This is a genomic window from Mycobacterium sp. NGS67 (genome assembly GCF_059812185.1).
On sequence record NZ_JCALCF010000010.1, the window covers coordinates 186,043 to 201,172 of the forward strand.

Annotated in this window: 7 protein-coding genes and 1 pseudogene; 7 read left to right on the plus strand and 1 reads right to left on the minus strand. The window is 62.6% G+C overall.

Going from position 1 to position 15,130, the window contains the following annotated elements; genetic code table 11:
• Positions 1 to 120: 120 nt before the first annotated feature.
• The 7 genes and pseudogenes from AC5Y4D_RS12220 to AC5Y4D_RS12250 all read left to right on the plus strand — a co-directional run.
• Positions 121 to 1,305: pseudogene (locus tag AC5Y4D_RS12220) on the plus strand (3'-5' exonuclease); the annotation flags it as partial.
• Between the two features lie 339 nt (positions 1,306 to 1,644).
• Positions 1,645 to 5,355 carry a RecQ family ATP-dependent DNA helicase gene (locus AC5Y4D_RS12225; protein WP_500037266.1) on the plus strand — a complete coding sequence of 1,237 codons (3,711 nt, stop codon included), beginning with the start codon at positions 1,645 to 1,647 and terminating at the stop codon, positions 5,353 to 5,355.
• Complete coding sequence (locus AC5Y4D_RS12230; protein ID WP_500037247.1) at positions 5,348 to 11,776, plus strand: SNF2-related protein; 6,429 nt, start codon at positions 5,348 to 5,350, stop codon at positions 11,774 to 11,776. Before AC5Y4D_RS12225 ends, AC5Y4D_RS12230 begins: the two co-directional genes overlap by 8 nt.
• A gap of 17 nt (positions 11,777 to 11,793) precedes the next feature.
• Positions 11,794 to 13,113, plus strand: coding sequence for a hypothetical protein (locus tag AC5Y4D_RS12235; protein ID WP_500037248.1), 1,320 nt, complete (start codon positions 11,794 to 11,796; stop codon positions 13,111 to 13,113).
• Between the two features lie 135 nt (positions 13,114 to 13,248).
• Positions 13,249 to 13,827: a TerD family protein gene (locus tag AC5Y4D_RS12240; RefSeq protein ID WP_499945304.1), complete on the plus strand. Its 579-nt coding sequence runs from the start codon at positions 13,249 to 13,251 to the stop codon at positions 13,825 to 13,827.
• Positions 13,828 to 13,939: 112 nt separating this feature from the next.
• Positions 13,940 to 14,209 carry a hypothetical protein gene (locus tag AC5Y4D_RS12245; protein ID WP_499945303.1) on the plus strand — a complete coding sequence of 90 codons (270 nt, stop codon included), beginning with the start codon at positions 13,940 to 13,942 and terminating at the stop codon, positions 14,207 to 14,209.
• Positions 14,206 to 14,592, plus strand: a complete 387-nt coding sequence (locus tag AC5Y4D_RS12250) for a type II toxin-antitoxin system VapC family toxin (RefSeq protein WP_500037249.1) — start codon at positions 14,206 to 14,208, stop codon at positions 14,590 to 14,592. Before AC5Y4D_RS12245 ends, AC5Y4D_RS12250 begins: the two co-directional genes overlap by 4 nt.
• A gap of 48 nt (positions 14,593 to 14,640) precedes the next feature.
• Here the strand turns inward: AC5Y4D_RS12250 and AC5Y4D_RS12255 are convergent, their stop codons facing one another.
• Positions 14,641 to 15,075 (minus strand): hypothetical protein, encoded by a 435-nt coding sequence (locus AC5Y4D_RS12255; RefSeq protein WP_500037250.1) that lies wholly within the window; start codon positions 15,073 to 15,075, stop codon positions 14,641 to 14,643.
• Positions 15,076 to 15,130: the final 55 nt, after the last annotated feature.

Here is a 15,130-nt window from a genome sequence, read left to right on the forward strand (position 1 = left end):
AAACCTCCATTGGGCATCAGCTAGCTTTGTCATTGCCGCTGCGTATTGTTCGGCCATGCGCTCGAATCGACGACGAGTAGCCGGCTGCCCGACCATAGGCGCTGCACCCGAAAGAGATTGATGACTGAGTCACGCCGGCCGCTGCCGCCTGCTATTGAAGCCGCTCACCGGTTTCTTGCGGAGCGCGGGCCTCAGTCGGCGGCCACGCTTGTCGAGCTACTGCGGACGGCAGGATTTCACCAAAGAATCGAGCGGATAAACCAACTTCCGGATCTCTTCCCGAATCGCTTCCGACTCACCGAGCAGGGTCTGCTCTCGATCGCATCGACCGAGAGTGCCCACTCTCTCGAAGCCGATATCGACGACGAACAGGTCGAAGCCGACTGGTACCGAAAGACAAGTGTCCGTCGCGTTGCGACCGATCGCGTCGCCGTGCTGGATATCGAGACGACGGGCCTGGACGCAGCCAAGGATGACGTCCTGGAGATCGCGCTGGTTGGGTTGGACGGCACTGCGATTGTCGACCTCGCCGTCCAGTCACCTTCGAAAGAGCCCGTGGCCAACGAGGTTTCAGTAATCGAGGCGCTGCGGCTCATCAATGAAGCATTCGACGGGATCGATGTTCTCATCGGGCACAACCTGCTGGGTTTCGATCGACCATTCCTGGAGAAGGCCGCCGAGCGCGCCGATGTCGGAGATCTACGGTTTCCGGAGTGTGTCGACAGTCTGCATCTGGCGACGCTCGTCGATGTTTCGATGCCCAACCGGTCGCTTGCCGATCTCACTCATCGATACGGCGTCGTCAACCACAATCCTCACAACGCGTTGGCGGACGCAACGGCTACCGCCGAGGTTGTCCGGCGTCTGCTGCAGGAAATCGATTCAAGTCAACCGAGTTGGCAGCTCGTCGTTGCGGCCCTCGAGGCGTTCGATCACCCCTTGACGGCCCTGATGCCAGTGCTCACCGCGGCGCCTCAACTCACGTCGTTGGACCGCAAGCCCGATCCGTTGCTGACGCCGTCGGGGTCGCCCGCGCCGGACGCTTGGTCGGCGACGCGTGACGACCTGGCGCTGTTGCAGTCCCGGCGTGGTCTACGGACCAGGCCGGCGCAGCGCGAAATGGCGCAAGCCGTGGCCGAGGTGTTCGACAATGGCGGCCTGCTCGCGGTCGAAGCTCCCACCGGAACCGGGAAATCGCTCGCGTACCTGCTGCCTGCACTGGGTCGCGCATCTCGGCCGGAGCGACCTGTCGTCGTCGCCACCGCGACCAAGGCGTTGCAAGGCCAGCTACGTGAAGAAGCAGCGCGCATGCACGGCGAGGGTCTGCTCAGAGCTCCGTTTCGCCAGCTCCAAGGCGTCGCAAACTACGTCTGCGCACGGGAACTCGAAGATGCCCTGTCCGATCGCGAGTCGTCGGCGCTGGCGATCGCGGTTGCGATACGCGCAATCGCCGACTCCCCCACCGGAACTTGGGACGACGTCACCGACGACTTGATCCGGCGACGCGACGGGCGGTACGCGCGCACCCGGGCACGCCTGCGCACCACTTCCGGCGGATGCGATCGCGCGAAGTGCACCTGGGCGCAGGTGTGTCCGCTCATGCAACAGGTGCGGGGCGTCGAACAGACACCGGGAGTGGTGTCGGTGAATCACGCCCTCATCGCCAGCTGGGCGCGGATCGAGGCCGGGGGTGGCCGGGCTCCGGGCGACGTCCTCGCCGACGGCCGAGCCGATCTGGTTTTCGACGAAGCCCACGCACTGGAAGACAGTCTGACCGCGGCGTGGACGCAACGTGTCGACTCCCTGGAACTGCAGATTATCGCCAACAGCCTCTCGACGCGTTCGAAACTCGTGCGGGAAGTTCGGGCACGGGCGCGAGCCGACGAAACCGTCGCACGTGACCTTCAAGCGCTGGCCGCGGCCGGTGCCGAAATCCTCACCTGCCGAGACGAACTCGCTGCGGCCATCGGTACATACCTGCATGAGTATGCGGGCGATTCGGACTCCGCGGTACTGCGGAACGGCATCGTGACCGGACGACCGGAATTTCGAGACCTGCGACAGTCGGCGTCGAGTGCACGCTATTGGTTGATCCAATTGCGTAAAGCGGTTGGCGCGCTTAGTCAATCGCTTAGCGAGGTAACCGGGGCAGGCTCGGTGCGGCGACGCCTGCGCGGTTACTCCGAGCGCCTCGACAATGCGATTGAGATGCTGGGCACTCTGAACGGTTTACCCGACGATCACCGGTGGGTCTATCGAATCGCCGCCGAACCCGACGACCCGGCCACGTGGACGTATCAACGCATCCCTATTCACGTCTTTCCCGAGTTTCAGCAATCGATCGTCGACCAGACTCATTCGACCGTGCTGTGCTCGGCGACGCTGACGGTGCAACATCGTTTCGACTACCTCGCTTCGAGGTTGGGGATCCGCATCGACCCCGAACCAACTGGAAACAGCTTCAGAGCGCTGACCCTCAGATCACCGTTTGACTATGCGAAGCAATCACTGGTGATCCTGACCAACCACCTGCCGGTGCCGATTCCGTCGAATGAGCGCGAGTTCTGCGAGGAGATGGCGGCGGATCAGACCGGGTTCCTTTCTCTCTCGGGCGGCAAGACCCTTACCCTGTTCACGGCTCGCCGAAGAATGGAAAGTGTTGCCGCACAGGTGAAAGCACGGGCAGCCGAGCTGGCGGAGCGCGGCGTCGAGCTGCTCGTCCAGTATGAGCAAGGTCGGTCGCAGATCCTGCACAGGTTCCGATCCGAACCTGGAACCGTCCTGTACGGGTTGAGGTCATATTGGGAAGGCTTCGACGCGCCAGGAGAGACGCTTTCCTACTTGTTTCTGGAGAAGCCCCCCTATCCGCATCCGGATGACCCTCTGACGTCTGCGCGCCAGCGGGCCATCGCAGAGCGCGGCGGCGATCCGTTCCTCGACTACGTACTCCCAATGACCGCAATGCAATTCACGCAAGGTTTCGGCCGGCTCATCCGCCGCGAGGACGACAAGGGCGCTGCGCTGGTATGTGACCGGCGTCTGCACGCCCCCACCCAGGCTCAACACGTCATCCTCGGATCGTTGCCGGGTCCGGCCATTCATGAGGCCTTCGACCGCGACGATGCCTGGACTCGGGCAATCGAATTCGTCACCGGATCGCGGCCCGACCTTGCGACGGCCCTCACGTTCGGACGCGACGACGTCACCCAACTACTCGAAGACCTGCGGCTCCTACCGGGCGAAGATCCCACGGCGAAACTCGTCGAAGCCGCCGAAAAACTCTTCGGCATAACAGCACTCCACCCGAAGCAGCTTGACGTGATGCGCGCCTTCCTCGGCGGCAAAGATTTTCTGGCGGTGTTGCCTACCGGATTCGGCAAGTCATTGTGCTACCAGTTGCCCGCACTCCTGGCGTCCGAACCGCGCGCAACGGTTATCGTTTCCCCTCTTGTCGCACTGATCAAGGATCAGCTGAACGATCTGCGAGGCCGCCGCGGGATACGTCCGGTCCAGGGCATCACCGGCGCCACATCGAGGGTGGTGCAGACCGAGATTCTGCGTGACACCGCCGAAGGCCGGGTACGGCTTCTCTATGTCTCCCCGGAACGCCTGGCTCGCGACCCGGTACTGCGAGGCGCGTTGAGTCGCCAGGAACTCAACCGCGTGGTGGTCGACGAGGCGCACTGCATCTCGGTGTGGGGTCACGATTTCCGTCCGGAATTTCGGCAAGTCCCGTCATCCGTCGCGACCTTCGGCACCCGACCGCCGCGCGCCGGCCTCACCGCGACGGCGACCCGAGAGGTCGAGACCGACATCAACGCGTCTTTGCAGATGCAGGATCCGGTGCTGGTACGAGAGCCCAGCGATCGGCCGAATCTGCGGTTCCGGGTCACGTTGTGCAGCAGCGATCGTGAGCGGAGTCGCGAACTGCTGCGGTTTGTGACCTGGGCCGGTTCCAAGCCGGGGATTGTGTACGTCACCCGTCGGGCGCTCGCCGAAGAGATCGCCGCGCTACTACGACGTGCCGGTCACGCTGCACGGCCGTATCACGCGGGGATGGTCCCTGAGCAGCGCGATGCCGTTCAGGAGGACTTCGACTCCGACACCGCCCGAATCATCGTCGCCACCAAGGCTTTCGGCATGGGTATCAACAAACCGAACATCGGTTGGGTCGTCCATTACGACTTGCCGGACTCTCTCGACGGCTATGCGCAGGAAGCGGGACGGGCAGCGCGAAAACGGGAACTCACCGGCGATTGTCTGTTGCTGTATACCAAGCGCGACATAGGATTTCGCAAGGGACTGATCAGTTCCCACGAGTCGACGGCGGACGCCGAGGTCGCCCAACGTCTCCTCAGTGCCTTGTGGGCTTGTCCGGAACGCGGCAAAGGTCGAGTCTTCGACGTCGACGAGATGGCCGACGCGCTCGGCATCGATGACGATGACCTCAATGTCAATCTGGCCCGTCTCGAACGGGTGGGTGTGCTCAAACAGGGATTGGATTGTTCTGCGCGCGGGACGGTCGACGTCGGCTTCAAGGAACCAACGTCGCCGGCTGAATGCCGCCTGTTTCGCGAGCTTTTCTACCAGGCTAATCGCGCTCGCCCGAATGTTCGTGTCCTGCTGGACTTTCAGGAACTGAAGGATACGCGTGGCTATGACCCGGATGAGTTGGAGCAGAAGCTGATCGAGTGGAGCCTCGATCGCCTGGTCACCTTCTCCAGTTCACGCAGACTTCGCCGGGTCGAGTTGCTCGGCAAAGTTGCGCCTCGGCACGAGTTGGCCAGAGAGTCGGCGCGCTGGAACAGTTGGCAGCGACGCCGTCTGCAGGCAATGATCGATTACGCCACCGACGAGTCGGTGTGCCGGCGAGTAGTCGTTGCCAAGCATTTCGGCGATGACGTCAGCGATTGCGCAAGCCGCGGTATCACCCGTTGTGATGTTTGCAGCGGAGAGTCGGCACCATGGTCAGCGGTGCCGGATCATCTGGTCGCCGATCCCGAAATGCTGGTCAATGCTGAGCTGATCGTTCTGCAATCCGTGGCCTGGGCCACGAGTTACAAACGCGGCCACTACGGCGAGGCAAGCTTGCGGGCAGCAGTCTTGGGTCGGGAATCGCTCGGAGAGGGCCGTCCACTTGGACAAGGCGTGCTGAGCTGTCCGCAATTCGGCGCGCTACGACATGTCCGCAACGGCGAAAAGCGCTGGAATACCGCACTGGAGCATTGTCTGGCCAAGAACCTGATCGAGCGCCGCGCTGTCCAGCGCGACGGTTCGTCGAACTCCTACCAGACGATCGTTCTGACCGACCTCGGTGCCCAAACTCTCGGAGTCCCACTGCAGCACGATGATTGAGAAACGTATAACCCATCAGCTGCTGGACACCGGCGAACTCGTCCTGACTCCGAATGAGCGCACGGTGCTGCTGTTGCCCGAGCACAGCACGAACATCACCGTCGATCTCGAGGGCGAAGACTTCGTCGCTCAATGGAGTTCGCGCAGCCGCAAGCTCAGCGGTGAAGTTCTCCTCGAGCGGTTGCAGGACTACGGCCAGGAAGGCGGCCTATTACGGCTTCGGGTTGTCGACCAGACCTATCGCTTGGTGTTGCTGCCGCCAGGGACGCCGATGCAGTTCCGCGGCCCGGTCGATCCACCCATCACGAAGACGAAGACGAAGACGACGGAAGGCCGCAGTCGTAAGAAGACCGTCGACCGGCAGTTTCATCCGGACTCGGAATACGACTGGAGCGCGAAGGTAAACGGCGCAGTTGGTTTCTTGACGGTGGCGCGGGATCTACTCGACGAACAACTCGCGGGCGCCGGTTTCGACACGCTGGAATTGGTGAAGCTGCGACTGCAGGGTGAGAGGTTGGCGACGCTGGACAACTTCGTCGAGCTCCTCGCGGTCGACGTTGCCAATGTCGAACGCATGCCTCACCAGGAAGCCGTTGCGCGGCATGCCCTTTCACGGCTTCGTGGACGCGCCATACTGGCCGACGAAGTCGGACTCGGAAAGACCGTCGAAGCCGGGTTCGCCGTCAAAGAACTCACCCTGCGGGGCCTGGCGAAGAAGGTACTCATCCTTTGCCCCGCGACGCTTCGCGCGCAATGGCGTGAAGAGATGAGCAGTAAATTCGATCTGACCTTCGATGTGGCGCACAGCAGTCCACAAGTCCGTGACCAGGAAAAGCTCATCCTCAGTTTGGACTTGGGCGTGCGTACCTTGAAGACGCTCACCAAGAAGCCGTGGGACATCGTCATCGTCGACGAGGCACACCGCGCCGCGGGGTCCGGAGCCCGCAAGAGGCGCGAGCTCATCACGGCCTTGACGAACACCTGTCGGTACGCGTTTTTCCTTACCGCGACGCCGATTCAGAATGATCTGCTCGAGCTGTACCGCTTGATCGAGCTGCTGCGGCCCGGAACGTTCCGTTCAGTACGGGAATTCAAGCGACAGTACATGCGTGGCGGGGATCCGCGTACACCCAACGACCCAGCGGCGCTGCGCCGCCTGATCAGTAGTGCGATGGTCCGCACGACACGGGCTCAGGCCGGTGTGGATCGGGTCACCCGTCGACCTGTCGACGTACCAATCGATCTCGGGCCTCGCGAGCGTGAACTCTACGCATTGAGCACCGAACTGCTCAGAAACGTCATGCAGGATCCGGGCGACAGTATGCGCCGACGAAGCCTTGCGTTGCGGTTGACCGCAAGTCCGTTCTCGATGGGCACCACGGCCTTACGGATGGCTGACCGACACTCCGATTCGCGCGTGCGCGCAGCGTTACATGAAATCGGGCACCTCGCAATGGACATTCAACGCTCGGCCCGAGAAGACGCCGCGCTGCGGATCGCCGATGAATGGGTTCGCTCACACGGCCGGGTACTGATATTCACGCAGCACACAGACACTGTCACCGGTCTGTTGCGCCGCCTCGGCGCAGAAGGGCTGAATGCGCGCGCATTTCACGGATCCATGTCGAGCAGTGAGCGCGCCGCCACCGTCGCGGCGTTTCGATCCGGTGAGGCGCCGATCATGATCTCCACCGACGCCGGCGCCGAAGGCCAGAACCTGCAGTTCTGCAACTGTGTGCTCAACTACGACCTCCCGTGGAACCCGATGCGCATTGAACAACGCATCGGTCGGGTGGACCGTCTCACCCAACCCTGCGACGAGGTGTTCGTGGCAAATCTGTACGCGCGCAACACTATCGACGAACACGTCTATCGCCTACTCGCCGAGAAACTGCGTATGTTCGAGTTGTTGTTCGGCCAGGTCACCACCATCCTGGGCGAACTCGACGAATCGAAGTCCGCGACCTTCGAATCCCGCATCCTCGAAGCGTTGTTCGCCGAAGACGACGCTCGAATGGGCCGCCTCCTTTCACAGTTGGGTTCGGAGCTCGCGGATGCGCGACAACGCGCGTCGACCTTGATCGCCGCCGATACCGGACTCAGTAGCTGGATGGCGGCCGCGTTCGAGCATCGCAAAGAACTCACCAAAGCCGGCAGCAACGAACTGGCTCCGGAAGTCGCTGAACGCGCACGTATCCGGCAACGAAAGGTCCAGGAATGGGTGCGCAAGGTCTTCAACGCGCTTGATGCACGGATATTGCACGACACCGGTGAGGGCGAAGGCGCCTTCATGACGGTTCAATTCGACGAGAGTTTCGACGAGGAACTCGACGGTCGCACACTTCTTCATGTCGCGTTCGATCGGCTCGGCATGGACCATCACCCGGATGCCGAACTGTGCGCCGTCGGATCGCCCGTGTTCGACGAATTGCTCGATCTGCTCAAAGTGCGCGGCGATATGCACGCGACAGTCCCAGTGGTCCCCGACGACCCCGGGCCCAGTCCGCTGCGGCCCGGCACCGGCATGACACTGGTCAGCCGCCGCTTCGTCTCCCCCGGCACGTGGAGCGGCAAGGCAACCTTCCGCACCACTGTCGGCGAAGCAGAGTCAACGGAGTACGTCATCACGGCCGAGGTCAACGCGAACAAAAAGACTCACCTCCCACGTCGGTCCTTGCCGGACGGCGAGCCGCTGCCAGCAGTGTTCGGCAAACCCACCGAGGTGATCGCCGAGTTCGAGCGGGTAGCGGCCGACACCCTCGATGCACTCCGGGAAGACATGGTCGAGCAAGTGATCGACGAGCGGAAACGCGAGCTGGAGCGGATACAGATCGGATACAACGCGCAGATCAACGAGGCCGCCCCCGAGGACCAGCAGCGCCTACGAAGTGCGCTGAGTTCAGAGGAGCAACGGCTCAGCAGAATGCCCGACATCAGGGCCCGCGCCAAGATGCTTGCGTTCACCCTCGAGGAAAATGACTGGTTGATCGAAGAGACATGGGCCGGCCCACGCGGGAGCGAGGCATCGCTGACCTACGAGTGGGGCCTGCAGAAACCTCCGAAGATAAAGAGTCACGCTTCACGACGGACCATCAATATCCTTGCGCTGTGCTCCGGTTCGCACTGGATCGACGAATCGGAAGGCGTGCGGTGCGATTCGTGCGACAACGCGCTCTGCACGGCTTGCGGTGAAGACGGAGTCTTCGCGGACTGCGCTGTCTGCGACGTGTCGTGCTGCGGTTTGTGCCGAAAATACACCGGCGGACTGTGTCTCGGTTGCGGCGAACCCGAGCGGGCGCCCGAACTTGACGAGAAGTTCGCCCTCGCGTGGCGGCTCAACCGAGGCGCAATGCTTTTCGTCGGTGAACGGACGGCGAGGCTCACACGGCCGGGCCACGCGTTTCCGTCCTTGATCGTCCGCGACGAGGACGTCGACGATCCGGATCGAATTCGGCTGCGCGCGTACGCCGTTGCCAACGGCCTACCGGCAGACGCCGGACTGACGGTGCGCGACCTCACCGATGCGCCGCCGTCGCCGAGCGCCGTCAGCCTACTGTTACGCAGATCGGCCACGGTCGAAGTCGAGCTCTCAGTTGCTGAGCGTCTCGGATCGGAAATCGACCGCTTCGATGCCGGCGACCTGCCGGTTCATTCCGCCGTTGCCGCTGACGGTGAGACTTCGGCGGGGGTCGCAGTCCTACTCGCCAACCTTCGCTCCGAGGCGCCGCCACCAAATCCGCCACGCGTGCTGGTCACCCGGCGGTCAAAGTTCGTCGATATGTACTTCGAACCCAGCCGTCTCGTCGAACGGACAGCAATGGCCGTCGACGAAGGTGAACAAGTGGTCACCAGCGAACGTGCGGCTCCCATGCGGTGGCGAGCAGAGTCGGTCGAGAACGCGATCCTCGCGGAGGCAGAACTTGCCGAAACGCGGGTATCGATAGAACGCCGAAACGAAGCCGTACTGGTGGCCGTGCATGACGGCAGTGAATCGGTGCGCAACTGGGTTGCGGTGCCGGAATCTTTCTCTGCAGCACAGCAATTCGCGTGGTACGACGTTCTTTGTTCGGACGGTGCGCCTGGGGCTCGCGTCGGTCGACGTGCGGACGAGACACGCACCTCGATTACGCAATTTCCGACACCTTCGGAGTGTGAACTGGCCGATCGCCAGATCCGACCCGTTGCCGAACTCGGTTCGGTGGAGCGGGGTCTCGAGCTGGTACCCGCCGACCGCGCCGCCTTGGATGCCCTGGGAGTCCAAGTCACCGACGGCGGACTGCCGAACACCCAGGCGATGCCTCCTGAAATCGGCAGCGCGCTCTTGGAGCGCACACGTTGTGAGTTCACGACGTGTGTCTCCACAGGTTTCGAAATTGTCGAGACCTGGCGTGGACACGGGACCGCCACCCACACCTACCGAACCTTTGACGGGGTGTCCGTTGCACCCAAGCTCGACGATATCAAGTTCCGGCTCAACGACTTCGGTGTCTGTCGGGACGGACACTTCTACGCTCCCGGCACTTCGGCATTGTGCAGCGCATGTGAGACGTGGGCGTGTCGCGCGTGTGACCCCGTAGCCGATCCGGCGTCCCTCCCCTGCCCCTCGTGCTCAGCCGAAGTGTGCCGACGGTGTCTGTCGGCGACACATGCGGTATCGCAAGGCCAATGTGTGGTGTGTCGGCGCGCCGCCTGCTCCGATTGCGGGTGTGACCCGATGGTCCGGAAGTGCCCGATCTGCTCCCGTCAGGTGTGTAGTGATTGCGGGACAGGCGAATTGTGCACTGCCTGCGCGCATTTGTCCTCTGCCACCGCGCAAGAGTTGACTGGCCTGCCTTCGCATCTGGCCATATCCGGCGCGATGGTCCTCACCGGGGCCGACTCTGACGCTGTAACGGTTGTGCTCAACCGCGGTGATGCGGTCGAGCAGCTTGTCCTACGCGATGGTGGGATCGATCGATGGGTTACATTCGGTCCGAACGAAATTGACAGCTCATATCGGTTGCGCCTGGCGGCCAGCCGCGAGCTCGGCGCCCAAGTCCGTCCCGTGATCGAACCGCTCGACGCCGAAGTACCACTGGATGTCGCTCATTTGGTGGTGCACTCGAAGCGATTCTTCCGCGCGTCCTGGACGGCTGGTTCGGCCACCGGTCGGAGCGCACGATCGTTCGCCCATCCGGACGAGGATCTCGCGCGGTTGGTCGCCGACGAGTTTCCTGCGGTCGATGCGCTGCCGACCTACGCGGGCCCGGTACCAGCGGAAGTTCAACGCGCACTGCATGATACGCAGCCGGTGGATCCCACCGAATTCACGGTGAGATGGACCCGCACCGGTCAGGATGTCGTCGTCACCCAGTTCGGGCTGATCGACCGAACCATCGACGAGTCGGGCGCCAACGATGCCGTCAGCAACTGGGATGAGGCATCCACCGGTTGCGGCTGGGCAGTAGAGGGGTGGAAGCCGATCCCGCGCATCCGGGCGCACGCCGTCGCCGGGACCAGCGAGGCCGTCATCGTCGGCCTTGCTTCCTTGCTGGTCCTCGGGGTTCGCGTCGGAGGCAGCGCGACGTGGTACACGATCGTCGACTCACCGCAGGCCGTATCGGCCACCCTGTTGTCGCGGTATCTCGGAGTTGGCGACGCCGACGAGGTTGTAGAGTTCGTCGATCCGCACAGGCTGACTTACTCGTCGGTGCTCAATGCGGTTGACGTGACTCGCAAAGTGCGACCGGTCGGGGATGTTCAGTCGCGTGATAGCCAAAGTCCGCCAGATACCACGCGCAACGCGTTGCAGGCATGGATGCCGACGGTGCAGGTATCGGCGCCGCAATTCGGTTCGCTGCCAATCGCATTGGCGCAGGCACTCAAGCTTCGCTGGTCTAGCGAAAAGCTACGGACCGGGCTCGCCATCAGCGCCCAAGTTGACGAATTGATCACCGCCGACGGCGGTCGCGTCTGGCGACACGAGCTTTACCTGCCTCCCGGCCGAACCGATGCCCGCCATATCGATCCAGGCACAGGACTACCCCTCGACGCTGGAATCGTCGACAGAGAAGGGCACGTCGGCGCGGACGACACGCGATGTGCTTACTGCTCAGAACCAGTTTGTCCGCGCTGCGCGGACGGCTTGGTTGGGTGTCACTGTTGTCAGGCTGCAATCTGCAAACGATGCGGGATAGTTCCTTTCGCCGGCCTGTTCCTTTGCCCCGCGTGCTCGAGCATGCGACCACCCACTCGTGCCGAGGCGCGCCAGCATGGACGGGTGCTTTCGACCAAACGCATGCTCATCGGCTCCGATGCGCACCACATCGTGGTTGGCGAGCAATCCGGGCAACTCTGGAACTGCAAAGTGGCGGGGAACGAATCACTGGCCCCGGTGCCGCCATTGGTGTCAAAGTTCCTCGACGGACGTCTGACGGGATAGCTGGGAGGAGGTGTTGCATGCCCGGGTCTTATAGTCTCTGGACCGACGAGCGTTGGTGCGACTACGAATTGGATATCGAACCCGATTTCCTGTCCGCGGTCCGTAGTCTCTTCCCACCGGATTGGGCCGGCGACAGTGAAACACTGAATCCGGAAGTGGCGCTGGTTCCCGAACCGAGCGGGACACGTGGTACGTGGGCGATCTCAGTTCGCATAGACGGGCGAACCGTCGGCTATCTAGGCGCCGACGCCGAAATCGCTTGGGCTGGAGTCGTGCGTCGCGTGGTCGCATCCGGACTCATCCCAACCACAAAGGGGAGGGTCTGGGCACACGAATTCGACGGGTGGGACGGTCTCGAGTTCCGCACCGCAGTGCAGATCTCCTTGGGCGACCCCGGTAACGCGCTGCCGCGGAACAACCCGCCGGCAGAGCCATTCACCATGTTGCCGCGTTCCTCGATCGTTCAGGTCACGAAAGAAGACGAGTATTACGACGCCCTCCTCAAGTTCGTTCCCAGCAGCGGCCACGGCGTACTGTTCGTCACTTTGCGCGAACGCGGTCAAGAGGGCCGTAAGTCCCTGGTCGACGTCCGCATCGACAACGAGCGGATTGGTCAACTCACGCCGCAGATGAGTCAGCGCTATCTTCCGATGATCAGGCACTTGCGAGACCGCGGCCTACTGACCGTGTGTTGGGCCGACATCAACGGTTCGAAGGTGGCTGCCGAAGTCCGCATCTGCGCCATCAAAGCCAACGAGGCGACGCCGGAACTGTTAGACGGCAACCCCCGCACTATCCCTCGCTTGGTGCCTGAACTTGCAGATCCCTTGGGATATGACCTCACGATGATGCAGGCGCACCTGACTCCGCAGGCTATGCGTCCCTCTACTCGTGCGTTGCCGGCTGAACCGATGGACGGCTCGGTCGTGCGGTTCGAGAAAGGGGGCGGCCGTTACAACTACGTTGCAGTGCGCCGCGGCGATCACTGGGTGACGACGGCCACGGACGACTGGGGGTCGATCAACGAAGTGATGGCATGGCGCGACCTCGCTTCCAAAGTCCGGCAATTCAGCATCGCGACTGCCTGGGCGCCGGTGGATTCAGGTGTCGACCCCCGAGTGCTGCAGCAGCTAGCCGTCGTGCGGTTCACCATTCGTGGCCTCTATCTGGCTGCCATCAACGTCTGCAAGACCGGCGACTACTCCGGTGATTGGTACACGACCATCACAAATGACCTCGAAGAGCATCTGCCATTTGGCGACCGCGCGGAGTGGCTGGAGATTACTAGTCACGGTCAATACATTCAGGTCGCCACATCGTGGGCATCGTTGGCGTAAGGCGACGCCCGCTCGAGGGGTGTCGCCAGTCCCGGACATTCGCTCTCCGCGCCCGCCATTTCGGGGGTTGACTGCCGGTTACTAGTATCGAGCGCGAGGACTCGCCAACGACGATGTGTGTTCACGGAGGTATCGATGTCGGTCAAGCTGGCCAAAGGGGGCAACGTCTCGCTTGCCAAGCAGGCGCCTAATTTGACCGCAGTAGCGGTTGGCTTGGGATGGCACGCCCGCGCGACCGCCGGCGCCGATTTCGACCTCGATGCCAGCGCGTTCGCGACCGGCTCCGGCAAGAAGGTGCTTTCCGACAGCCATTTCGTCTTCTACAACAATCCCCGGACCCCGGAAGGCACGATCGAGCACACGGGTGACGATCTGGTCGGCGGTAGCGGCGGCGACGACGAGATCATCAACGTAGACCTCGCTAATACGCCGCCGACAATCACCAACATTTTCTTCTCCGTGTCCATCCACGAGGCCGACAACAGACGGCAGAACTTCGGTCAGGTCACGAACGCCTACATCCGAGTCGTCGATCAGGCGACCAGCATTGAACTCGCGCGCTTTGATCTCACCGAAGATGCCTCAACGGAAACCGCGATGATTTTCGGTGAGCTCTACCGGCATTCCGGGGAATGGAAATTCCGGGCGATCGGCCAGGGGTATGCCTCCGGTCTTCGCGGCATCGCGTTGGACTACGGCGTCAACGTCGAGTAGCGCTAGCGGCGCACCCTTCCGGATGACTCCGCGCCGTTGTATCTACCGACGAGCTGCACCGATGTGAGCACCAGCGGTGTCACACCTACCTCGGTAGTGTTACACTTCGGCGATGCCGACCGCTCACCGTCGCCATGCCATCACAGAGACCAACGACATCAGCGACGCACTGGAAGTCGCGCGCCGTGAGTGGCCCGATCTTGCCCATAAGCCGGGTGCGCTGTTGCGCCGGTTGATCCTCGTAGGACGAAATACGATCGCGCACAATGACTCTGCCGCCGTCAGCCAACGGGAGCGCGCAATAGAAGAAACGAGTGGCGCACTGGCCGGGGTCTACGGAAGTGACTATCTCAGGGAGCTTCGCGAGGACTGGCCGGAGTGATCATCCTCGACGCCAGCGTCCTGATCGGTCATTTCGAGCTGGCTGATGCGCACCATGTCGAGGCGACTGCTCTGCTCAGGGCGCACGCGTTGGACAGTTTCGCTGCTAGCGTCGTCACCCTCGCCGAGGTTTACGTCGGTCCCGCCCGAACCGGCAGCACCGAGCAGCTCGACCGACTGCTGACTCAGTTGCAGATCGAGAGCCTGGACCTCCCGGCCGGCGCCGCGCGCCGCCTAGGTGAGCTACGTGCCACCACCAAGCTGAGGATGCCCGACTGCTGCGTGCTGTACACCGCGTCGCAGTGCAACGCCACCATAGCCACGTTCGACGACAGGCTCGCGGCTCGAGCGGTCGACCTGGGATTGACTGTCGCAACGGTATGACGTTGCAGGCGAGGCAATTTCGCTTCAGCCCGGTTCCGCCGAGTGTCGCTACGGGACCGGCGTGAGCTGCATCTGCTGAGTCACCCGCGGCGGCCGACCTCCCGACCCGCATATCGGCGTATCTATACCCGAATCATCCTTGCCTGCAAGGGTTTCCGAATCCCAGGTGGCATAACTGACATACACCCCCGGCACCCGCGAACCGCCCGGACAGAACGCATCCGAATGCCAGACCAGTGACCATTGTCCGTCGGCCATCCGGGCGGTACCGAAGGCTGGGCCACCGGGTGAGCTGGCGACCGCAGCGCATCCCTCACCACACGGCGTGAAGTACCAATCGCTCGTAGTGATTTCGCCCGAGGCCGAGGTCACCGTCGCGAGGTAGTGGCCGTCCATAGTCGGCGCCGCCGATGCGGTACCAACGGACCCGACAGCTAACCCGGCGAGCATGACGATTGTGGCGATGCGTCGTGAAACGGTCATGATGCGGCGTCCTCCCTGTGGCGTTACCTCACAGATTTGCTATAGCACAAAGGCC